The sequence below is a fragment of the Nocardiopsis alba genome, from assembly GCF_000710955.1.
GTDB classification, from domain to species: Bacteria; Actinomycetota; Actinomycetes; order Streptosporangiales; family Streptosporangiaceae; genus Nocardiopsis; species Nocardiopsis alba.
The window spans coordinates 1-21,133 of the sequence record NZ_BAZE01000005.1 but is presented as its reverse complement, the minus strand read 5'-3'; the positions used below and the strand labels follow the sequence as shown (position 1 = coordinate 21,133).

The following is a 21,133-nucleotide window of genomic DNA, read 5'->3' as shown; positions in this document are numbered from 1 at the left end:
TTATGGGAAGGGGCTGGACACTCGGGCGTCGAAATACCACATCGGGTCACGGCACAGAAGTGAAACGGTTGTATTAATACCCAGCCGTCTATCTTCCCAGGGGGAGCGTGCGCGGTCTAAGGTCCACACCATCGTTCCGGGTCTCCAAACCCCCCGTCCCCTGAGGTGGACCATGTTCACGAAGACTCCCCGAAAGCCGCTGGGCCTCTTGGCCGTGGCGGCCTCGCTCACGCTGGTGGCGACAGCCTGCGCGGAGAGCGACCGCGACTCCGCCGGAGGCGACGACCGGCCTTTCGTATTCGCCGCCACGGGTGACATCACCGCACTCGACCCCTTCCTCGCCAGCGACGGCGAGACCTTCCGCTACAGTCGGCAGGTTTTCGACACCCTTCTCGAACACGAATCCGGTGGCACCGAGATCGTCGGCGGACTGGCCGAGGAATGGGAACAGTCCGAGGACGGAACGGTCTGGACCTTCAAACTCCACGACGGGGTGAAGTTCCACGACGGGGACGACCTCGACGCTGAGGCGGTCTGCGCCAACTTCGACCGTTGGCACAACCTGAGCGGCGGATATCAGAGCTCCAACAACTCCTATTACTGGCAGAAGATCTTCGGCGGATTCGCGGAGAACGAGGACGACTCGCTCCCCGAATCGCGCTACGTCTCCTGTGAGGCCCAGGACGAGCTCACCGCCGTCATCGAGGTCACCGAGTACTCCTCGCTCTACCCCGGTGGTTTCAGCCTCGCCGCCTTCGGCATCATGAGCCCCACCACCCTGGAGAACATCGCCGACGCCGAGATCAGCGGCGACGAGGGCAACTTCACCCTGCCCGAGTACACCCAGGTCGCGGGCACCGTCGCCGGTACCGGCCCCTTCACCGTCGAGGACTGGGACCAGGACCAGTCCGAGATCACCCTCAAGCGTTTCGACGACTACTGGGGCGACCCGGCGGGCTTCGAGACGATGCTCCTGCGCACCATCCCGGACGAGAACGCCCGTCGCCAGGCTCTGGAGGCCGGTGACATCCACGGCTACGACCTGGTGGCCCCGGCCGACGTCGGCCCGCTCCAGGAGGCCGGCTTCGAGGTGCCCACCCGAGGCGTCTTCAACGTCCTCTACCTGGCCTACCAGCAGGACGACGAGGCGCTCGCCGACCTCGAGGTCCGTGAGGCCCTCTCCCACGCGGTGAACCGCCAGCGCATCGTCGACACCATCCTCCCCGAGGGCGGCGAGGTCGCCTCGCAGTTCCACCCGGACACCCTCGACGGCTGGTCCCCGGACGTGCGCGAGATCGAGTACGACCCGGAGCTGGCCCGAGAGAAGCTCGCCGACGCCGGCTACGAGGACCTCGAGGTCGAGTTCTGCTACCCGACCGAGGTCACCCGCCCGTACATGCCCGCGCCCAAGGACATCTTCGACGTCATCACCGAGGACCTCCAGGAGGCCGGTGTGACGGTGAACGCCAGCAGCTACGAGTGGGCCGAGTACATCAACCAGACCGACAGCGGCAACTGCCCGCTCTACCTGCTCGGCTGGACCGGCGACTACAACGACGCCTACAACTTCATCGGCACCTGGTTCTCCACCCCCAACAGCGCCTGGGGCCTGGACGAGCCGGAGCTGTTCGACCTGATGGCCGAGGTGAGCACCAACCCGGACGAGGAGGAGCGCATCGCCGGCTACCAGGAGCTCAACGAGATGGTGATGGACGTCCTGCCGGGGCTGCCCATCTCCAGCTCCCCGCCCTCGATCGTCTTCTCCTCGGAGGTCCAGCCCCCGAACGTGAGCCCGCTCACACAGGAGATGTTCGCCGAGGCCTCCTGGAAGTAGACACCCGCCTCCCCGATCCGAGGTGAGGTCATCTCCCGGGCCCGACCGCGTTCGGACGAACCGGTCGGGCCCGGCCCCACGAGGGTCACGACCCTCACGGCCCACGGGTCCCCGTGACCCGTGCCCCTCCCGCGGCGGTGTCCTCGTCGCCTCACCCCCGGGGGACGACCCCTCCCTCCATGCCCGACCCGTCGCGAACCGGCGGGGGACGCCTCGGCGTCCGTTCTCATCACCACTGGCGAAAGGCGGCGAAGGTGCTGCGATTCATCGTCAGGCGACTCCTACAGCTGATCCCGACATTGGGCGGCCTGTCGATCCTGCTGTTCGTCTGGCTCCAAAGACTGCCGGGCGGCCCGGAGTACGCCCTTCTTCCCGACGACGCGACGGCCGAACAGCGCGAGGCGCTGCGCCGTTCACTGGGCCTGGACCAACCGTTCACGGTGCAGTACCTGTCCTTCCTGCGCAGGATCGCGCAGGGCGATCTGGGAACCTCCCTCCAGACCGGACGACCGGTCCTGGACGAGTTCTTCCTCCGGTTCCCGGCCACGTTCGAGCTGGCCGTGAGCGCCATGATCATCGCCGTCACGATCGGCCTGCCGCTGGGCTATCTGGCGGCCCGCCGACGCGGCACCGCGCTGGACTTCGCGGCCGTGGGCGGATCCCTGCTCGGCATCTGCACGCCGGTCTTCTTCCTGGCGTTCATCCTCAAGGTGATCTTCGCCGAGCGCCTGGGCATGTTCCCCTCGGCCTTCCGCCTCTCCCCGGGGCTGAGCCGCACCGACATCACCGGGTTCGTCGTCCTGGACGGCCTCATGACCCGGGAGTGGGACGTGGTCTGGGACGCGCTCGCCCACCTGGTGCTGCCCGGACTGGCCCTGGCCTCCATCCCGCTCGCGGTCATCACCCGTATGACCAGGGCCAGCGTCCTGGAGGTCATGGGCGAGGACTACGTGCGCACCGCCGACGCCAAGGGGCTGCGCCGTAACACCGTGCGCACCCGCCACGTACTGCGCAACGCGCTGCTGCCGGTGGTCACCGCCGTGGGTCTGCTGGCGGGCAGCCTCTTCGCGGGAGCGGTCCTGACCGAGAGCGTCTTCGCCTTCCCGGGCATCGGCTCGTTCGTCTACGCGGCCACCCAGGAACGCGACTATCCGGTCCTGACCGGCTTCATCCTGCTCATCGCCACCATGTACGTGTTCATCAACCTCCTGGTCGACATCTCGTACAGCCTCCTCGATCCGAGAGTGCGGGCCCAGTGATGCCAACGACACCGAGCTCCCAGAACCCCTCCGAGAGCCCCGAGACCCGGGGCGGCGGAGAGGACACCGTGCCCCGAGAGTCCACCGAGGACCGGGTCCCGCTCCACCGGCGCAAGGCGGCCAAGGTCGACCGGCTCGCCGAACTCATGGGCGAACGCTCCGACGACGGCCACGGCGCCGGGGTGTGGCGCGAGGCCTTCCGGCGCATGAGCCGCAGCCCCATGGCCATCAGCGGCGCGGTCATCGTCGCCGTGTTCCTCCTGGTCGCGCTGTTCTCGCCGCTCATCGCCCCCTACAGCCCCACCTCACAGGCCTGGGGCGGCGAGGTCTTCCCCAACCGCAACGAGTTCGTCGGCCCCCGCGCCGAGAACTGGCTGGGCCTGGACCACCTGGGCCGGGACATGTTCTCCCGCATGGTGATCGGCGCCCGCCAGACCCTCATGGTCGGCGTGGTCGCCACCCTCGTCGGGTTCCTGTTCGGCGCCCTGCTCGGCGGCACCGCCGGGGCCTGCTCGGTCCTCGGCGGCCGTTGGGGACGCCAGGTGGACAACGTCATCATGCGCGTCATCGACATGATGCTGGCCCTGCCCACCCTGCTGCTCGCCGTCACCGTCGCCGCGCTCGTCGGCCCCAGCCTCACCACCGTCATGCTGGCGGTGGGTATCGCCCAGGTGCCGATCTTCGCCCGCCTGCTGCGCGGCGCGATGATCTCCCAGGGCAACCGCGAGTACGTGCTGGCCGCCCGGGCCCTGGGCGTGCGCGGACACAAGATCGCGATCTCCCACATCCTGCCCAACTCGATGGGACCGGTGATCGTGCAGTCCACGCTCACCCTGGCGACCGCCATCATCGACGCGGCCGCCCTGTCCTACCTGGGGTTGGGCAACCCGGACGCCTCCTTCCCCGAATGGGGCACGATGCTCTCCGAAGCCCAGAGGTTCCTGTCCACGGCACCCTCTCTGGCCGTCTACCCGGCCCTGGGCATCATCATCACCGCGCTCGGCTTCACCCTCATGGGCGAGTCGCTGCGTGAGGCGCTCGACCCGAAGCTGAGGAATTGACTTTCTCCCCCCTCCTGAGGGAGGGGGGATTCCGACCGTCCCTGCCGGGACGATCCCGGCTCAGCCGGACTGCCTCACAACAGTGGTTTCCTGCTTCGTCGCCGACAGCGGAAGGGAAGACCCTTGCCGACTCACACCAGCTCCACAGGCGTCACCCGCATCGCGGGCTGCGACTCGACCAGCCGCAAGGAGGTTCTTCGCCGCGTTCACATCCCGATCGTGTCGGGTGCGGCAGGCCGGGCACGTCCACGCCCGGGTGTTCAACGCGAGCTTCTTGAGCAGGTACCCGCATTCGGAGCAGGTTTTACTGCTGGGGAACCACCGGTCGATGACAACGAGGATTCGTCCCGCACGTTCGGCTTTGTACTCCAGCTGTCGGCGGAACTCACCGAGTGCGGCGTCCAGCACCGACCGGTTCAGCCCGGCCTTTTGCCGGACCTGCTCGCCTGGTTCGTCAGTGGTGCCCTTCGCCGAGGCGGTCATACCACGCACATTGAGGTCTTCGATGACGATCACGTCGTGCTCGTCTACCAAGCGGGTGGAAGTCCTGTGCAGGAAATCCCGGCGTGCGTCGCGGATCTTCCTGTGCGCGGTAGCGACCTTCTTCTTCGCCTTGCGGTGGTTGGCGGAGCCGCGCTGCTTACGGGCCACCATCCGCTGATAGCGGGCCAGGTTCTTCGCCTTACGCTCCAAGTGTCGCGGGTTGGCGATCTTCTCCCCGGTGGACAGTGTCGCGAAGTCCTTCACTCCGAGGTCGACGCCGACCTCACCGCCGGTCTCCGGTCGGGCTTCAGGGTCGTCGGTCTCCACCGCGAACGTCACGTAGAACCGGCCATCGGGCTCACGGGAGACGATCACCATGGTCGGGTTCAAAGAGGCGAGGTCGACGTCGTCGAACGACCACGCCACACGAAGTGGCGTCTTGTGCTTGGCGAGGAACAGCTCGCCGTTCTTGTTGCGGAACGCGCTGCGGGTGTAGTGCGCCGACTGGCGGCCGTTGCGGTTCTTGAACCGAGGGTACCTGGCACGTCCGGAGAAGAAGTTAGTGAACGCGGTGTGCTGGTGGCGGAGCGTCTGCTGCAACGGTACAGAGGACACCTCGGCCAAGAACGCCAGGTTTTCTCCGCGCTTCCACTCGGTCAGTGCTTGGTCGGTCTGCTTGTAGGAGGTCTTCTCTCCGCGTTGGTCGTAGGCGGCGTGCCGTTCGGCCAACGTCTTGTTCCACACCAGGCGCACGCATCCGAACGTGCGGCCCAGCTGAGCCGCTTGTTCGGAGTCCGGGTAGGCCCGGACCTTGTACGCCGTCCGCATGCTCCAAGTTTTACACCAAGGGAAGGTCATGAGTAAGCAAATTGGGACAGGTGCAGGTGCGCTTCCCGGGTTTCTCCCCGGTTCGAAGGCCGGGGCATCCTCTGAGAGGACCTGGTGACCATGAGTTCCAGCACGCCGCTGTTGGCGGTGGACGAGCTGTCCGTGGTGTTCCGCGGACGCGGGTCCGGTGAGGTACGGGCCGTGGACGGGGTCTCCTTCACCCTGGAGGAGGGCCGGGTCACGGGTCTGGTCGGCGAGTCCGGTTGCGGTAAGAGCGTCACCTCCCTGGCCCTGATGGGGTTGCTCCCGGACCGGGGGGTCGAGGTCGGCGGCAGCGCCGTCATGCGGCTGCCCGACGGCTCCGAGAACCTGCTGAAGGCCTCACGCCGAAGGATGCGCGACCTGCGCGGCTCCCAACTGGCGATGATCTTCCAGGACCCGCTCAGCTCGCTCAACCCGGTGATCCCCATCGGACGCCAGGTCACCGAGATCCTCCAACGTCACCGGGGGATGCGCGGAGCGGCCGCGCGCAAGGAGGCGGCCGACCTGCTGCACCGGGTGGGGATCCCCGACCCCACCCGACGCCTGAGCGAATACCCGCACCAGCTCTCGGGCGGTATGCGCCAGCGCGCGCTCATCGCGATGGGGGTGGCCTGCCGGCCCCGCGTGATGATCGCCGACGAGCCCACCACCGCCCTGGACGTCACCATCCAGGCCCAGATCCTCGAGCTGCTCAAGGACCTGGTCACCGAGGAGGGCACCGCCCTGCTGATGATCACCCACGACCTGGGCGTGGTGGCCGGCATGTGCGACGACATCAACGTCCTGTACGCGGGGCGGGCGGTGGAGACCGCTCAACGGCGTCCCCTGTTCGCCGCCCCCACCCACCCCTACACCGTGGGGCTGCTCGGATCCATCCCGCGGTTGGACTCCCCGCGCGGCGAACCGCTGACCCCCGTACGCGGCTCGGTCAACGACAACATCGCGTGGACGGACGGATGCGCGTTCGCCCCCCGCTGCGACCACTACACGATGGAGTGCCTCCAGGGGCCGCCCCCGCTCGTCCGCCTGGAGAACGGCGACGAGGCGGAGCACGTCCACCGCTGCGTGAACCCCATCGAACACGCCGAGGTGGTGGACCGGACGGTCCTGGACGGCCCGGCCGTGGTCGGTGACGACGAGGAGGAGCGGCGATGAGCCTGCTACAGATCAAGGACCTCAAGGTCCATTTCCCGATCAGGCGCGGGGTGCTCTTCGACCGCACCGTCGGGCACGTCCAGGCGGTCGACGGGGTCTCGCTGGAGATCGAACGGGGCAGCACGTACGGCCTGGTGGGGGAGTCGGGCTGCGGTAAGACCACCCTGGGCCGGGCGGTCCTGCGCCTGAACGAGATCACCGAGGGCGAGGTCTGGTTCGACGGCCGCGACCTGGCGGGGCTGCCCGCCGAGGAGATGCGCCGCGAGCGCGCCAATCTCCAGATGGTCTTCCAGGATCCACTGGGCAGCCTCGACCCGCGCCAGAACATCGGGTCGATCCTCATGGAGGGGCTCCAGACCCACGGGATCGGCGGCCCGTCGAAGGAGGACGTGCCCGAGGGCATCGGGGCCAAGGAGCTCCGGCGCCTGGTCGAGGAGGACCGTCGGGCCCGTGTCGTGGAGGCCCTGGAGCGGGTCGGGCTGTCGGCCAAGGCGCTCAAGCGCTATCCGCACGAGTTCTCGGGTGGTCAGCGTCAGCGCATCGGTATCGCCCGAGCGCTGGTCCTGCGCCCCGACCTCATCATCTGCGACGAGCCGGTCTCGGCGCTGGACGTGTCGATCCAGGCGCAGGTGCTCAACCTTCTGGAGGAGCTCCAGGACGAACTGGGCCTGACCTACCTGGTGATCGCGCACGACCTCGCGGTGGTGCGGCACGTCAGCGACGTCGTCGGCGTCATGTACCTGGGCTCCCTCGTGGAGGAGGCCACCAGTGACGAGCTGTACGCGGCCCCCGCGCACCCCTACACCAGGTCGCTGATGTCGGCGGTGCCGGTTCCGGACCCGACGGTGGAGGACACCCGCGAGCGCATCCTGCTCGCCGGCGACCTCCCCTCGCCCGCGAACCCGCCGTCCGGCTGCCGCTTCCACACGCGCTGCCCCTGGCGCCAGGAGGAGCGCTGCGACACCGAACGCCCCGAACTGCGTCCGCTCCACGGTGAGCAGGGCAGCGGTACCCACCGCGTGGCCTGCCACTACGCGGAGCGGATCCTGTCGGGGGAGATCCGCCCCAGCGCGGAACGCGCCGAACGGATCGTGCACGGCACGGGCTGAACGGCCACGGGGGCGCGGGTGCCGGTGGGCGGCACTCGCGCCCACCACCGGTTTCTCCGGGGATATGACGGTTGTCATCGTGGAGGTGGGGAGGAACGCACGGCGTCGTCGATGACAGCGGCGACTGGCCCGGGGCGGCGCCTCTCCACCACCCTGGGAGCATGACGTCCTCCGACACCCTCACCGCGCCACCATCGCCCCCTTCGGGCTCTCCCCGGAGCCGGGGCAAGAGCCCGGCCGCACCCGGACGGATCTGGCTGCTCGCCCTGGTCGTGGGTGTGATCGCCGCGGTCCTCGCCCACCTGTTCGCCCCCGCCCGGGCCACCCCGGCCACCGGGATCGAGGGTGACGAGACGCTGGCCGCCGACGTCGAACGGATCCTCGGCGACCGGATCGTCGAGGTGCAGGGGCTGTCCGTGGCCCGCTTCGACCTCGACGACCCCGAAGCGGTCGAATGGGCCTCCGGCGGCACCGCCGACGGATCCACCCCGGTGGGCCCCGACACCCCCTTCGAGACGGGGTCGGTGATGAAGGTGATCACCGGGATGCTGCTGGCCGAGATGGTCGAGCGGGGCGACACCTCCCTGGATCGCACCCTCGCCGAGATCTTCCCCGACATCGACTTCGACGACCCCGAGGTCGCCTCCATCACCCTGGAGGAGATGGCCACCCACCACTCCGGGCTGGGAGCCGTCCCCACCGGGGACGAGAACACCGTGCTCCTCGACTCCCTGCTCCTGATCGGCCCCTACGAGAGCGCCACCCCGCCGGTGGAGGGGCTGGTCCACAGCACGGCCGGTTCCAAGGAGCACTACCTCTACTCCAACCACGCCTTCGCGGTCCTGGGCCACGCCCTGGCCGCGGAGGCCGACAGCACCTACCCCGAACTGGTGCGCGAACGGATTCTCGACCCGCTGGGCATGGACGACACCGAGGTATCCGCCGAGCGTCCCGAGGGCGGGGTCCTGCCCTACTTCGAACCGGGTGTGCGGGTGGCCCCCTGGACCGCCGTCGACTACGCCCCGGCGGGTGTCGCCACCTGGAGTACCGTTTCCGACCTGGTCACCCTGGCCGCGGCCGTCGACGACGGCACCGCCCCGGGAGCCTCGTCGGTCGAGGTTCTGTGGGAGGCGGTGACCACGGCCGGGGAGGTGTCCGAGGAGGAGCCGGCCGGAGGCGGGGACGAGGAGACGGTCATGTCCCTCGGGATGGCCTGGCATCACCTGCGGTTCCCCGACGGCCGTGAGGTCACCTTCCACAACGGCAAGGTCTACGGCTCCTCCACGACGGTGATGTTCGACGACGAACACGCCGTGGTCCTCATGGGCAACTCCTACACGCTCCAGGAGACCGGACTGGCCCTGGGCCTGCTCGAGGGAGAGTCGGGAGAGCCCCTGACCGAACCCTCGACCGCCGTACCGTTCGTCCTCGGCATGACCGTGTTCCTCCTGGTCGTCCCGCCGGTCCTGCTGCTCGCCCTGATGATCGGCCGCCGTACCCTCATCACCCGGCGTCCCCTGGACCGGATGCGGATCGTCTCGTTGAGCCTGGGCAACCTGGCCTGGATGGTCTACCTCCAGCGCGGCGGGGTCTGGACCGATCTGCCCTCGGTGGCGTTCCCGCTCGCCTTCGGCGCGGTGGCCGCCGCCATCACCGTCGGGGTCTGGCACTGGCGCCGGGTCCCGGTGGAGGCGGGCCGGTTCCGGTGGCTGCACGTCACGGTGTTCGTGCTCTCGACACTGTTCTCGCTGACCCTGCTCGGCACGATGGCCTACGCCCTGGCCGTCGCCTACGTCTGACGATCGTTCCCCGGCCGTGGACGGGTCGGGGAACGACACGTGACATCGGGCATCGTCGAAGACGTGACACCGGCATGACGTCCGTGACTGGTGGGGGAGGGGCACGCCTCGGAAGGATCGAGGCATGTCCTTCCCCGCATCGCCCCCGGTACCGGCCGACACCCCGCCGACCTCCGCGCCCCGGCGGCGCCCCCGTGCCCCCGCCGCCCCCCGACGTGTGCTGCTCATCGCCCTGGCGGCGGGGGTGGCCGTCGCCCTCCTGACACTTCTGCTCCTGCCTCTCCTGCCCCACCGTTCCGCGACCGGCGCCTCGGTCGAGGGGGATCCGGGGCTCGCGGCGGACGTCGAGGCCGCCCTCGATCCCGCCCAGGTCCAAGGGCTGGCCGTGGCCCGCTTCGACAACGACGATCCCGACGCGGCGGAGTGGGTCTTCGCGGGGACCGCCGACGGGTCGACCCCGGTCGGCCCCGACACCCCCTTCGAGACCGCGTCCGTGGTCAAGGTCCTCACCGGGATGCTGCTGGCCGACATGGTCGAACGGGGCGAGACGTCCCCGGACCGGACCCTGGCCGAGGTCTTCCCCGACATGGACTTCGCCGACCCCGAGGTCGCCTCGATCACCCTGGAGGAGCTGGCGACCCACCACGCGGGCCTGGTCACCGAGACCGAGACGGGGGCGGGTTCTCTCCTGGCCGTGGTGCAGGCCGACATGTACCGCTGGGCCCGGGACCCGCTGGAGTTCGTCGCCGGTACGACCTCGTTCGGGTGGGGCTCCTACCAGTACAGCAACGCCGGATACGCGGTGCTCGGCGAGGCGCTGGCCACCGAGGCGGGGATCGACCGGGCGGATCTGCTCCGGGAGCGGATCCTGGAACCGCTGGGCATGGACTCCACCGTCGCCCTCGCCGACGGGGTCCCCGAGGGCGGCGCGGGACCGCACGGCGAGGCGGGCGCCCGTATCCAGGACTGGCGCAACACCGACTACGCCGCCGCCGGGATCGCGGTGTGGTCCACCCCCGAGGATCTGACCCGGCTCATGGCCGCCGTCGCCCGCGAGGAGGCGCCCGGTCTCGCCTCCCTCGATCCGGTCCGTGAGCGGGTCGACCCCGCCCTGCCCGGCGCGGCCCCCGAGGGCCTCGGTATGGGGCTGGGCTGGCACCTTCTGGAGGTGCCCGACGTCGGCGAGGTGTCCTGGCACAGCGGCGGCACCCTGGGCAGCCGCTCCATGATCGCCACCGACGGCGAACGCTCCGTCGTGATCATGGCCAACAGCTTCGGAGTGGAGGCCCCGGCGCTCGGCTTCGCGCTGCTGGGCGAGGACCCGGAACCCGTTCCCTCGGTCCGGACGGCGCCCGCGCAGCTCGTGCTCACGGTGGCCCTGTCCCTGCTCGCCCCGGTGCTGCTGTTCGCCCTGACCCTGCGTCGCCGCACACTGATCACACAGCGTCCCCTGGACCGGTTGCGGATCGTCTCGCTGGGGCTGGGCTCCCTGGCCTGGCTCCTGTACATCCTGCGCAACGGCGCCTGGAGCGCGGTACCTCCGGCGGTGTGGGCCGCTGGGGTCGCCTTGGCCGTCGCCGGACTCGCGCTGGGCGTGTGGCAGTGGCGTCGGGTCCCGGTGGAGGCCGGCCGGTTCCGGTGGCTGCACGTGACGGTCTTCGTGTTCTCGACGCTGTTCTCGCTGACCCTGGCCGGCCTCTCCGGCTGGTCGCTCCTGACCACCTGGTGATCGGAGCCGTCGGGCTCAGGAGCGTTCGGCGTGCCAGAGCGCGAGGGCGGTGCGGTCGCGCAGGTCGAGTTTGCGCAGGATGTTCGTGACGTGGTTGCGGACCGTGCCCTCGGACAGGTGCAGCGTTCGGGCGATCTCCCGATTGGTGGAGCCCCCGCCGACGAGACGGGTCACCTCCATCTCCCGTTCGGTGAGCCCGTGGCGGGCCGGAGGCGAAAGAGCGGCCTCCGGCCCCGCCGACGGGGAGGACGGGGACGGCGCCAGGGTGGCGATCAGCCGTTCGGCGGCGTGCCCGAAGAGCACGCTCTCCCCACGGGCCGCGCGCCGGACGGACTCCGCGACCTCCTCCGGCTCGGCGTCCTTGAGCAGGTAGCCCCGGGCGCCGGCGCCCAGACAGGCCAGAAGGTGTTCGTCCTCGGCCAGCCCGGTCAGGACCACGACGGACGTCCCCGGGTACTCGACGGCCAGCCGCCGGACCAGCTCGGTGCCGTCCATCCGGGGCATGTGCACGTCCACCAGGGCCACGTCGGGGAGACCCTCGGGCGCGGTGTCGGCGAGCAGTTCCAGGGCCTCCACTCCGTCGGCGGCCTCACCGACCACCTCGATGTCGCCCTCCGCCGCCAACAGCCGGGCCAGGCCGCGCCGCACGATCCGATGGTCGTCCACCAACAGGACCCGTACCCGCTCGCTCACCGCGCCGCCTCCGTCCGTCGTTCGTGTGCCGCGGTCGGGATCCGGGCCCGCAACCGGAACCCGCCCTCCTCGCCCGGGCCGACCTCCAGTGTCCCCTCCAAGGCGCCGATCCGTTCACGCAGGGCGGTCAGCCCGAACCCGGGAACCCGGTCGCCGGGCCCCCGCCCGTCGTCCGAGACGGTGATGTCGAGCCCGTCGGGAAGGGCGCGCACCAGGACCTCGGCCCGGTCGGCGTCGGAGTGGCGCAGCACGTTGGTCAGGGCCTCCTGCACACACCGGAAGGCGATCAGGTCGGCCTCCCCGTCCGTCCCCTCGGGCCAGACGCCGGTGGTGGTGAAGGAGGTCGCCACACCCAGCCGGCCGAACGACTCGGTGAGCGAGCGCAGCGCCTCGGGGCCCGAACGTTCGGTGAGGGAGAGCGGTTTGAGCGCCCGGACCCAGCGGCGGGTGTCGGCCAGCGCCTCCTTGGTGAGCCCACGTGCCTGCGAGACGTCGGTGCGCAGCTCCTCGCGCAGGTCGTGGGGGACCTGGTCGGGCAGTTCCGCCAGGGCCCGTTCGGCGTTGGCCAGGCACAGATGGACGGCGCTGAGGTGGTGTCCGGTGCTGTCGTGCATCTCGCGGGCCATACGGGCGCGCTCGTCGTCGATGGCGCGTTCCCGATCCCGAGCGGCGTGCCGGCGCAGCAGTTCGTGCGCGTGTTCCAGTTCGGAGAGGAGTTCGCGGGTGCGACGCGCCCGCTCGGCGGAGCGCACGAGCAGCACGACCGCGGCGACCGCGCAGAGGCCGTAACCCATCATGATGGCGCCGTTGACCAGCGCGTACCCGTTGGGCAGGGCGGGGTGGGACAGTCCGAACAGGGCGTTGACCGCGCCCACGAGCGCGGCCTGGAACAGTCCTCCGCGCACCCCGAAGGCACAGGCCGCCATGGCCACGGAGATCGCCACGAGCGCGTTGCCGCCGAAGCCCATGATCGGAAAGACCGGGATCGACAGGACGAGGAAGAACGCGGTGGCGGCCCGGCGCCGGGCGGGGGCCTCGGGACTCCACCCCGTGAACGGCCACAGAAGGCACAGGGGTACCACGCAGAGCATCATGCCCACGTAGAACGCGTCGGGGTAGGGCAGGCCCGGTGGGACCACCACCCCGATGAAGAGGGAGTCCAACACGCGGACCAGGGCGGAGAGGAACACCGTGACGACGAACGCCACGTGCGCCACAGGGTGGGGGCGAGGGCCCCGGGGGTCGAGCCCGGGCCCGGTGAGCCGTCGGAGGAGGGCAGCCATACCGTCCACTCTCCCAAATCCGACGGAACGCGCGTCCCGCCCATGACGGAGGTCCCATGACATCCGTGACCTACCCCTCGTTCCCGTTCGGCGGGAGAATGGGCGACGGACCCCGGCCCCGGGTAGGAAGGGGGTATGGGACATTCTCGCGAGACACCCCACATCCCCTCCGCCGGCCTGTTCCTCTACGACGAGGACTGCGGGTTCTGCCGGCGTTCGGTGGACTTCGCCCGTGAGCGGGTGCGCACCCGCACCGCGTTCGCGGCCTGGCAGGACGTCGACCTCTCGGCCTTCGGGCTCACCCCCGAACAGGCGGACGAGCAGGCCTGGCTGATCCGGAGCGACGGAGACCCGGTCGCCGGGGGAGACGCGATCGCCGGCGTGCTGGCGCACGGTCGGTTCCCCTACCGGACGTTGGGCCGTCTCCTCGCGCTGCCCGGGGTCCGCGTGGTCACCCGCCTCGCCTATCGGGCGGTGGCCGCCAACCGGTACCGCCTGCCCGGCGGCACCGCCGCCTGCGCCCTGCCTCCCAGAGGCGCCTGAACACGGAAGGGGACCGCGTGATCGCGAGCCTCCCGCTCCGGGCCGCCGAAGAGACCATCCCCCTCGGCCCGCTCGTCCTGTTGACGCTGACCACGGCGGGCGGAGCGCTCCTGCTGATCGTGATGGGGGTCATGGGGGCACGCCGGAGGATCCGGCCCAACGATTTCTTCGGGATCCGGACCGCCTACACCAGGTCGAGCGAGGACGCCTGGTACGCGGTCCACGAGGCCTCCGCGCGCTGGACGGTCGTGGCGGGTCTGCTCTTCCTGCCCGCCGCGATCCTGCCCCCGCTGATCCCCGACCCGAGAGGTCAGATCGCCGCCGTCCTGGTGCCGATGGGCGTGGGCGTCGTCCTGCTGTTGGTGGGCTCCTGGCGGGGACACCGCGTCGCCCGGCGGCGTCGGCCCTGAGGGGTCAGACGGAGGCGTGGGCGCGCAGGGAACGGCACACGTCGAGCAGCCGTTCCCGCAGCACCGCGCCGCGCTCGGCGAAGTCGCGCTGGTACTCCATGTAGGCGGCCTTGCCCTCGGCGGTCTCGATCCGCACCGGCTCGTATCCCCACGCGAGAAGGTCGTAGGGGGAGGCCCGCATGTCCAGCGCGCGGATCTCCCGGGACAGGTCGAAACAGTCCATGACCAGCTCGGAGGGGACCGCCGGGGCGAGCTTGTACGCCCACTTGTACAGGTCCATGTTGGCGTGCAGACAGCCCGGCTGGTCCAGATCGGCCTGGGCCTCCCTGGTGGGTCGGAGCGTGTTGAGGGGGCGCGCCGGTTCGGTGAAGAACCGGAAGGCGTCGAAGTGCGAGCACCGGATCCGGTGCGACTCCACCACCCGGTCGGTGCCCTCGTGCCCCAACCGCAGCGGCACCTGGCCGTGCCGCACCTCGGAGGTGCGGTAGACCATCGCCCACTCGTGCAACCCGAAACAGCCCAGATGCGCCGGGCGGGAGGCCACCGACGACAGCAGCCGTTCCACGAAGTCCAGGATCGGACGGGCCGCCAGGAAGGCGGGCACGTCCAGCCCCACACCGCCGTCGGCGCCGCGCGGTTCGGTGTAGAAGCGCTCCGAGAGCCGATCCCGGGCGGCCTCGCCGGCCAGGAGCGTGCCCGCACCCGGATGCCACTGGCGCAGCCGGGCGGGCTTGAGGTTGTAGTAGGTGAACAGGAAGTCCTCGACCGGATGGCGCTCGCCCGCGCTCCGGCGTCGCAGATGCTCGGAGGTGGCCGCGTCCACGCGCGCGGCGTGGCGTTCGGCGCGTTCCCGCCACTCCGCCTCGGCCAGCACGGTCGTGGCGGTGGCGTTCTCGGTCGGCACGGTCTCCGTCCCGGTGGTCGCGGTCGTCGTTCCCATCACGGCCCCAGGGTACGCGCGGTCGCCGGAGCCGCGGCCGTGCGTCTAGGCTTCCGAGAGTGCTGATCCCCACCGATGACCAGATCCGGGCCCTCCACGAGAAGTACGCCCCCACCGCCGAGGCCTTCGAGCGCGTGTACACGCACTGCCGTGCGGTGTGCGCGGTGGCCGAACGGCTCCTGGACCGCCCCGACCCGGGGGTCGACGTCGCCCTGGTCCGGGCCGGCTGCCTCCTGCACGACATCGGCGTCTACCGGCTGATCGACGCCTCCGGGAACATCGACTCCTCCCGCTACGTCGCCCACGGGGTGCTCGGTCACGAACTCCTGGCCGGCGAGGGGCTGCCCGAGACCCTGTGCCGGTTCTGTTCGCATCACACGGGTGTCGGGGTCACCAGCGGCGACGTCCGCGAACAGGGGCTCCCCGTCCCGGTCGCCGACTACCTCGCCGAGACCGCCGAGGAGGAGCTGGTCATGTACGCCGACAAGTTCCACAGCAAGACCGACCCGCCGACCTTCCTCACCGTCGACACCTATGCGGCCAAGGTCCGCCGGTTCGGCGCAGACAAGGAGATCCGCTTCAAGGAGATGGTGGAACGCCACGGGGCGCCCGACCTGGACCCGATCGCCCGCCTCTTCGGCCACGAGGTGATCTGACCGGCGCTCAGTTGGACTGCTGGACCGGCAGATGCCGGCCCAGGTAGCCGACGTAGACCCGGTTGGTGGTGTCCGGACCCAGGTCGGGATAGAAGTACAGCCTGGGGCAGATCCCGTACTCGATGTCCAGCTTGATGTGCGCGTACATCGGGACCCGACCGGTCGGATCCACCTCGGTCGGCACCCGGAAGAGACGTTTCTCGTTGAGCTTGCCCCGATTGCGCACGTGGTCCGACTCCTGCGAGGCCAACCGCTTGACCGGGATCACCCGATAGCCGTCGGGCTGATCGCGCAGGTAGGAGTGGAAGCCCAGACCGCTCCCCGGGTTGTCGAACTGGTAGCGGGCGTAGTCGTTCAGGGCGGTCAGGGCCTCCCAGGCCCGGGTCACCCACAGACTCTCCTTACGGCTGTCGGCCAGCTCGTACACCGTGTGGTCCTCGATGGTGAAGAACAGGTGCGGCAGCGCCGTGTCGTCGGTGATCCGCTCCAACAACTCGGGCACGCCCGTGGGCGGTCGCCGCTCGGGGTCGCGCGGCGCGGGCGAGGCCGCCAACCGGAACAGCCCCTCCTCCCGGATCCGCTCGCGCAGCCACCGCGCCTCGTAGCGGGCCAGCCGCGCGTTCTCGCGTTCGGTGTCCAGCTCCTCGGTCAGGTCGGCGGTCTCGGCGAGCAGATGGTGGTGCTCCTCCGCCAGCTCGGCGAGCCGCGCGTTGAGTCTGCGGACCTCCTCGCGCAGTCTTCGCGCCTGTCTCTCCCGGGCCACCGCCTCGGCCTGCTCCGGCACCGGCGGAGACTCCGTATCCGGGCTCTGGAGTCGGACGGGGGAAGGGGCGGGCGGAAGCGAGGCACGGGATCGACGCAGATCGTCGGTCTCCTCGCTCAACAGGGCGTCGATCGCCCGGAGCGGCCCCGGAAGCCGTTGGGCCAGGGCGCTGTCGCGCACGCCTCGGGCCAGGGTCGCCCCCACCCAGTTGCGGACCCGGGGCCCCTGCCGGGCGGTGTCCAGCGTGGCCGGACCCATCCGAGGGTGGCGTGAGGCGTCCTCCTCGTCGTCGGGGTCCACCCCCGGCAGGAAGGTGCGCATCCCGCCGTCGGGGATGTCCAGCCCGGGAGGGAGCAGCCGCTCCATCCGTTCCAGGGCGGCCGCGTCCAGCACGTATCCGGCGCACATGCCGGTACATCGGGCCAGGGCCCCGGCCATGGAGTCGCGCCAGTCGGCGACGGTCACGTCCGGGGGAGCCCCGGTCGCCACGATCGCCGCCCGCCGAAGGGGATCGAGCACGGAGGCGTGCAGCGCGGCCACGTCGGCCTCGTCACGACCGCGCACGATGCGCGGCACGGACGGCATCGGGCACGCGCCGTCGTGGGCGTCGACCGCGTCCAACAGCATGCGCGCCGCCTCGGGAGGCATCACGTCCAACCGGGAGATCTCCGAGGGCGTGCCGGGGTCCGGGTCGACCGTCATGTCCAGCCACAGGTGCCGTTTCGGGGACAGGGCCGGGTCGACCACCACGGTGATCAGGGTGCGCCACAGCCCGTCGGGTTTCTCGGATTCGGTGGTCAGACGCAGGAAGGTGAGGCCTTCGTCGGCGTTGTCGTGCCGTACCACCAGAGCGCGGGAACGGTTGCTGAGATCGTGCCGCCCCGAGACGTCGAAACCCACGCGCGCGCCGGAACTACCGCGCTTGCTCAACCACCGTGAGAGGACGGAGGAGGTGACGGCGACCAGGTCTCCGTCGTCCCCCGGGACGGTGACGAGCGTGCGGTGGACCAGCGGCAATGGGCACTCCCGGGTTTCCCGTCGACTGCGGTGGACCCGAGGGTCCGACCGAACACCTCGACGGGACCCTCACCCACCACTGTCCACCAAGGATCGCCCGGACGCCAGCGGTTGACCGAAGATCATCGCCCGACGCTCACATCTTCGCCTCCAGGACGTAGCGTCCCTCGACCCAGGGGACGTCCAGGTCGTCGACGTGCACCCGCCACTCCGCGTCGGGCAGGGCCTCGCGGAGCCGGGTGAGGGCGGCCAGGTAGTGGCGGACCTGCGCCATCAGCGTCTCGAACCCCGCGCGTGGCGAGGAGAGTCTGCTCGACCCGGCGAACAGCTCGCGAGGGCGCTCACCGATCGAGTACGGGGCCAGGGGTTCGAAGATCTCCCCGGGGCCGACGAGGTCCTCGGGGACCTCACCGCTCTCCCACCACTCCGCGAGCCTGTGGCGGGCCTCCTCCAACAGGGCCCGTTCTCCCTCGTCCACGATCCTCGTCAGGACGGCGTGCTCGTCGTCGGACAGCGGGGTGTCGCGATGGGCGGTGTAGTAGAGGCCGACGCTCATCCTGTGGGTCCCTTCCCGGGTCGTGGACGGCCATCATGCCGCCGAGCACCGACGATCCGGCCTCGGAGACCGGCCACTACTCCACTGTGGCCAAGAGCGGGCCCTCGTTTGGCAAGGGTGGACAAGGCGGACCGGCCGGAGCGGCGGTTAGCGTCGCCGACATGACCACGCACCCGTTCTGGCTGGCCGGCACCGCCGCGACCGGCGACACCGAGATGACCGTTCTCAACCCCTACACCGGCGAGGCCGCGGGCACCGTCTCCGTGCCCACCCCGGAGCAGGTCGAGGAGGCCGTGGCCGCCGCCCACGCGGTCGCCGCCGAGGCCGCGGCCCTGCCCGCGCACGTGCGGGCCTCCGCCCTGGACCACATCCAGCGGCGGATCGGCGAACGCGCCGAGGAGATCGCCCAGGTGATCACCGCCGAGAGCGGCAAACCCATCAAGTGGGCCCGCGCCGAGGCCGGACGCGCCGTGTCGGTCTTCCGCTGGGCCGCCGAGGAGGCCCGCCGGGACAGTGGAGAGCTCCAGCGTCTGGACACCGACGCCGGCGGCGTCGGCCGCATGGCCCTGATCCGGCGCGTGCCCAAGGGCCCGATCCTGGGCATCTCGCCGTTCAACTTCCCGATCAACCTGGTCGCGCACAAGATCGCCCCCGCCATCGCCGTGGGCGCCCCCATCATCCTCAAGCCGGCGCCCGCCACCCCGATGACCGCGCTCATCCTCGGCGAGATCATCGCCGAGACCGACCTGCCCCGCGGCATGGTCTCGGTGCTGCCCATGCCCAACGAGTCGGCCGCCTCCCTGATCGTCGACGAGCGCCTGCCCGTGGTCTCCTTCACCGGCGGCGCCTTCGGCTGGGAGATCCAGCGACGCGCTCCGCACAAGCACGTCACCCTCGAACTGGGCGGTAACGCCGCCGCCGTGGTGCTGGACGACGCCGACCTGGAGCACGCCGCCAAGCGCATCGCGCTGTTCGGCAACAACCAGGCCGGGCAGGTGTGCATCGGCGTACAGCGCGTCGTGGTCACCGACGCCGTCCACGACGACTTCGTGGCGCGCCTGGTCGCCGAGGTGGAGACGCTCGGGACCGGCGACCCCGCCGACCCCAAGACCGACGTCGGCCCGCTGATCGACGAGGTCTCCGCCGAGCGCGTCGTCTCCTGGGTCGAGGAGGCGGTCGCCGGAGGCGCCCGCGTGCTCACCGGAGGTGCCCGCGACGGGGTGACCGTCGCCCCCACTGTCGTGGCCGACGCCCCCGCCGACGCCAAGGTGGTGCGTCAGGAGGTCTTCGGGCCGGTCCTGGTCGTCCAGCGCGTCGCCGACACCGACGCCGCCTTCGCCGCCGTCAACGACAGCGACTACGGCCTCCAGGCCGGGGTGTTCACCCGCGACCTGCCCACCGCCTTCCGGGCCCACCGCGAGCTGGAGGTGGGCGGCGTGGTCATCGGCGACGTGCCGACCTTCCGCGCCGACCAGATGCCCTACGGCGGCGTCAAGGGTTCGGGCGTGGGCAAGGAGGGCGTGCGCGCCGCGATGACCGACCTCACCGACGAGCGCGTCATGGTCCTCACCGGCATCGACCTGTAGGGGCGATCCGGCCTGAGGGCGGACGACGAACGGCCGGCGGTCACCCGGGGAGGGTGGCCGCCGGCCGTGTTCACGCCGTTCGAGAGGAGGGCGGTTCAGACCCCGCTCGCGTGCTCGAACAGCTGCCGGGCCTCGGCTCCCAACCGGGGGCCGTACTGGGTGTTGCGGTCGTCGGCGTACTTGAAGCTCACCACCGAGGAGATGGTGCCCTGCCCGGTGGCCGGGTCGAAGTCGGAGAACCAGGGGCCGCCACTGGAGCCCTGCGTCATCGTGCAGCGCACGCCGTTGGCGGTGGTGCCGCCGGTGTCCGGAACGGTCCGGCCCGAGCAGTAGTGCAGCGAGCTGCCGTCGAACGGGGAGGCCGAGGGGTAGCCGAAGGTGTACACCTGGACCCCCTGCCGGGCGCGCTCGTCGGTCCAGGTGTCGAAGGAGATCCGCTGCGCGCCGACCTCGTCCTGCACCGCGGTGGAACCGTTCTTGTTCAGCACGACCATCGCGAAGTCGTAGCTGTCGTCGGCCTTGTCGGCCCACCGCGGCGGGACCATCAGGTCACGGGCGGTGTACTTGCCATGGGGGCTCTCACCGTCGGCGTAGCCGGGCACGAAGGTCCAGTTGCGGGCCCAGGATCCGCGGCCGTCCTTGGCGCAGTGGCCGGCGGTGACCAGCGTGCTCTTGTTGGCCGAGTCCACCACCGAGGCCGAACACGTGAAGTCGCGTCCGTCCATGGTCAGGTACACCTTGCCGGTGGTGCGGGTGACCAGACCGCCGTCGTTCCAGCGCTCGCCGTCGCTGTCGGGGCGGGAGGCCTGCGGTTCGGTCTCGGTGGCGCCGCCCGGAGAGGCCAGGTCGAGGGTGGAGTCGAGCAGGCTGGTGATCGGCTGGGCCGACGCCATCCGCTCGCTGGTCCAGTAGTCGAGGACGCGGGTGTTCTGGGCCTCGGTGAGGGCCCCGGTCTGGTGGGCGACCCCGTCCACACGAGTGGCGGCGGCCTGGGGGGAACGGGCCGGATCGTCGGAGGGGTCCGAGGATTCGGTCGGGGTTTCGGACGAGGTGTAGAGGGCCTGTGTGACGGCCGATGCGGGCTCGGGGAGCCGGTCGATCATCGCCAGCCCCCCGAGGGCCACCGCGGCCGCGGCCAACGGGGCGAGGATCTTGTATGTGGTGGACGAGGTCATGCCCACGATCTTTCCATACCCGGAGTAACCCTTTAGCTACTTCGGGTTTGTGTCGCAGGTTTTTCGGGCACCCGAGTGTCCGGTTTTGGCCCGGCCGTGTTCGTTCTGGCTCTTCTCTTGAACGAGGGCCCTCGAGGGGGTGAGGGGGAGGGCAGGTACCCCGTCACCCCCTGTGGTCGGGGTGGGAGGGCGTGTCACCCTTACACCCTGCT

Annotated in this window: 18 protein-coding genes; 11 read left to right on the top strand and 7 right to left on the bottom strand. The window is 70.5% G+C overall.

All coding sequences use genetic code 11. From position 1 onward, the window contains the following. The first annotated feature begins 172 nt into the window (after positions 1-172). The 3 genes from TR33_RS10730 (at position 173) to TR33_RS10720 (ending at position 4,154) form a co-directional block, all read left to right on the top strand. The gene (locus TR33_RS10730; protein ID WP_014910343.1) at positions 173-1,834 is read left to right on the top strand and encodes an ABC transporter substrate-binding protein; all 1,662 of its coding nucleotides are present in this window, start codon (positions 173-175) and stop codon (positions 1,832-1,834) included. A 254-nt stretch (positions 1,835-2,088) separates the two neighbouring features. Then, positions 2,089-3,093, top strand: a complete 1,005-nt coding sequence (locus TR33_RS10725) for an ABC transporter permease (protein WP_014910880.1) — start codon at positions 2,089-2,091, stop codon at positions 3,091-3,093. Further along, positions 3,093-4,154, top strand: a complete 1,062-nt coding sequence (locus TR33_RS10720; RefSeq protein WP_026124832.1) for an ABC transporter permease — start codon at positions 3,093-3,095, stop codon at positions 4,152-4,154. Before TR33_RS10725 ends, TR33_RS10720 begins: the two co-directional genes overlap by 1 nt. A 60-nt stretch (positions 4,155-4,214) precedes the next feature. On the opposite strand, the gene TR33_RS10715 is transcribed toward TR33_RS10720, so the two are convergent. Continuing rightward, positions 4,215-5,465: an RNA-guided endonuclease InsQ/TnpB family protein gene (locus TR33_RS10715; protein WP_014913477.1), complete on the bottom strand. Its 1,251-nt coding sequence runs from the start codon at positions 5,463-5,465 to the stop codon at positions 4,215-4,217. A gap of 120 nt (positions 5,466-5,585) precedes the next feature. Here TR33_RS10715 and TR33_RS10710 point away from each other — a divergent pair, with 120 nt between their 5' ends. The 4 genes from TR33_RS10710 to TR33_RS10695 all read left to right on the top strand — a co-directional run bounded on the left by TR33_RS10710 (position 5,586) and on the right by TR33_RS10695 (position 11,299). After that, positions 5,586-6,662 (top strand): ABC transporter ATP-binding protein, encoded by a 1,077-nt coding sequence (locus tag TR33_RS10710; protein ID WP_042283222.1) that lies wholly within the window; start codon positions 5,586-5,588, stop codon positions 6,660-6,662. Further along, entirely contained in the window at positions 6,659-7,771 is a 1,113-nt protein-coding gene (locus tag TR33_RS10705; RefSeq protein WP_014911026.1) for an ABC transporter ATP-binding protein, read from the top strand. Before TR33_RS10710 ends, TR33_RS10705 begins: the two co-directional genes overlap by 4 nt. 161 nt (positions 7,772-7,932) lie before the next feature. Next, positions 7,933-9,570 (top strand): serine hydrolase domain-containing protein, encoded by a 1,638-nt coding sequence (locus TR33_RS10700; protein WP_042282956.1) that lies wholly within the window; start codon positions 7,933-7,935, stop codon positions 9,568-9,570. A gap of 124 nt (positions 9,571-9,694) precedes the next feature. Beyond that, positions 9,695-11,299 (top strand): serine hydrolase domain-containing protein, encoded by a 1,605-nt coding sequence (locus TR33_RS10695; RefSeq protein WP_042282954.1) that lies wholly within the window; start codon positions 9,695-9,697, stop codon positions 11,297-11,299. A gap of 15 nt (positions 11,300-11,314) precedes the next feature. On the opposite strand, the gene TR33_RS10690 is transcribed toward TR33_RS10695, so the two are convergent. Together TR33_RS10690 and TR33_RS10685 are read right to left on the bottom strand one after the other, a co-directional pair. Beyond that, on the bottom strand, positions 11,315-11,992 hold the full coding sequence (locus TR33_RS10690; RefSeq protein ID WP_042282952.1) for a response regulator: 678 nt from the start codon (positions 11,990-11,992) through the stop codon (positions 11,315-11,317). After that, on the bottom strand, positions 11,989-13,275 hold the full coding sequence (locus TR33_RS10685) for a sensor histidine kinase (protein ID WP_042282950.1): 1,287 nt from the start codon (positions 13,273-13,275) through the stop codon (positions 11,989-11,991). Before TR33_RS10685 ends, TR33_RS10690 begins: the two co-directional genes overlap by 4 nt. A gap of 135 nt (positions 13,276-13,410) precedes the next feature. Here TR33_RS10685 and TR33_RS10680 point away from each other — a divergent pair, with 135 nt between their 5' ends. Then, positions 13,411-13,818, top strand: coding sequence for a thiol-disulfide oxidoreductase DCC family protein (locus TR33_RS10680; RefSeq protein ID WP_014912584.1), 408 nt, complete (start codon positions 13,411-13,413; stop codon positions 13,816-13,818). A 17-nt stretch (positions 13,819-13,835) separates the two neighbouring features. Beyond that, positions 13,836-14,228 carry an SdpI family protein gene (locus tag TR33_RS10675; RefSeq protein WP_042282948.1) on the top strand — a complete coding sequence of 131 codons (393 nt, stop codon included), beginning with the start codon at positions 13,836-13,838 and terminating at the stop codon, positions 14,226-14,228. A gap of 4 nt (positions 14,229-14,232) precedes the next feature. Here the strand turns inward: TR33_RS10675 and TR33_RS10670 are convergent, their stop codons facing one another. Next, a complete protein-coding gene (locus TR33_RS10670) occupies positions 14,233-15,168 on the bottom strand; it encodes a 3-methyladenine DNA glycosylase (protein ID WP_394296998.1) in 936 nt (311 codons plus the stop codon). Positions 15,169-15,227: 59 nt separating this feature from the next. Here TR33_RS10670 and TR33_RS10665 point away from each other — a divergent pair, with 59 nt between their 5' ends. After that, a complete protein-coding gene (locus TR33_RS10665) occupies positions 15,228-15,824 on the top strand; it encodes an HD domain-containing protein (protein WP_042282945.1) in 597 nt (198 codons plus the stop codon). A 7-nt stretch (positions 15,825-15,831) separates the two neighbouring features. Here TR33_RS10665 and TR33_RS10660 read toward each other — a convergent pair whose 3' ends face one another. Together TR33_RS10660 and TR33_RS10655 are read right to left on the bottom strand one after the other, a co-directional pair. After that, entirely contained in the window at positions 15,832-17,604 is a 1,773-nt protein-coding gene (locus tag TR33_RS10660) for a hypothetical protein (RefSeq protein WP_042282943.1), read from the bottom strand. A gap of 136 nt (positions 17,605-17,740) precedes the next feature. Next, complete coding sequence (locus TR33_RS10655; protein WP_042282941.1) at positions 17,741-18,160, bottom strand: hypothetical protein; 420 nt, start codon at positions 18,158-18,160, stop codon at positions 17,741-17,743. A 161-nt stretch (positions 18,161-18,321) separates the two neighbouring features. Between TR33_RS10655 and TR33_RS10650 the strand changes: the two genes are divergently transcribed. Beyond that, entirely contained in the window at positions 18,322-19,746 is a 1,425-nt protein-coding gene (locus TR33_RS10650; protein ID WP_042282940.1) for an aldehyde dehydrogenase family protein, read from the top strand. 95 nt (positions 19,747-19,841) lie between these two features. Here TR33_RS10650 and TR33_RS10645 read toward each other — a convergent pair whose 3' ends face one another. Beyond that, positions 19,842-20,921 carry a trypsin-like serine peptidase gene (locus TR33_RS10645; RefSeq protein ID WP_042282938.1) on the bottom strand — a complete coding sequence of 360 codons (1,080 nt, stop codon included), beginning with the start codon at positions 20,919-20,921 and terminating at the stop codon, positions 19,842-19,844. Positions 20,922-21,133: the final 212 nt, after the last annotated feature.

What these genes read in the sequence shown, in the direction of transcription:
- TR33_RS10730 (WP_014910343.1), top strand. Translation starts at nt 173, where the DNA reads ATGTTCACGAAGACTCCCCGAAAGCCGCTGGGCCTCTTGGCCGTGGCG.
- TR33_RS10720 (WP_026124832.1), top strand. Translation starts at nt 3,093, where the DNA reads ATGCCAACGACACCGAGCTCCCAGAACCCCTCCGAGAGCCCCGAGACC.
- TR33_RS10715 (WP_014913477.1), bottom strand. Translation starts at nt 5,465, where the DNA reads ATGCGGACGGCGTACAAGGTCCGGGCCTACCCGGACTCCGAACAAGCG.
- TR33_RS10710 (WP_042283222.1), top strand. Translation starts at nt 5,586, where the DNA reads ATGAGTTCCAGCACGCCGCTGTTGGCGGTGGACGAGCTGTCCGTGGTG.
- TR33_RS10705 (WP_014911026.1), top strand. Translation starts at nt 6,659, where the DNA reads ATGAGCCTGCTACAGATCAAGGACCTCAAGGTCCATTTCCCGATCAGG.
- TR33_RS10700 (WP_042282956.1), top strand. Translation starts at nt 7,933, where the DNA reads ATGACGTCCTCCGACACCCTCACCGCGCCACCATCGCCCCCTTCGGGC.
- TR33_RS10695 (WP_042282954.1), top strand. Translation starts at nt 9,695, where the DNA reads ATGTCCTTCCCCGCATCGCCCCCGGTACCGGCCGACACCCCGCCGACC.
- TR33_RS10685 (WP_042282950.1), bottom strand. Translation starts at nt 13,275, where the DNA reads ATGGCTGCCCTCCTCCGACGGCTCACCGGGCCCGGGCTCGACCCCCGG.
- TR33_RS10680 (WP_014912584.1), top strand. Translation starts at nt 13,411, where the DNA reads ATGGGACATTCTCGCGAGACACCCCACATCCCCTCCGCCGGCCTGTTC.
- TR33_RS10670 (WP_394296998.1), bottom strand. Translation starts at nt 15,168, where the DNA reads ATGGGAACGACGACCGCGACCACCGGGACGGAGACCGTGCCGACCGAG.
- TR33_RS10655 (WP_042282941.1), bottom strand. Translation starts at nt 18,160, where the DNA reads ATGAGCGTCGGCCTCTACTACACCGCCCATCGCGACACCCCGCTGTCC.
- TR33_RS10650 (WP_042282940.1), top strand. Translation starts at nt 18,322, where the DNA reads ATGACCACGCACCCGTTCTGGCTGGCCGGCACCGCCGCGACCGGCGAC.
- TR33_RS10645 (WP_042282938.1), bottom strand. Translation starts at nt 20,921, where the DNA reads ATGACCTCGTCCACCACATACAAGATCCTCGCCCCGTTGGCCGCGGCC.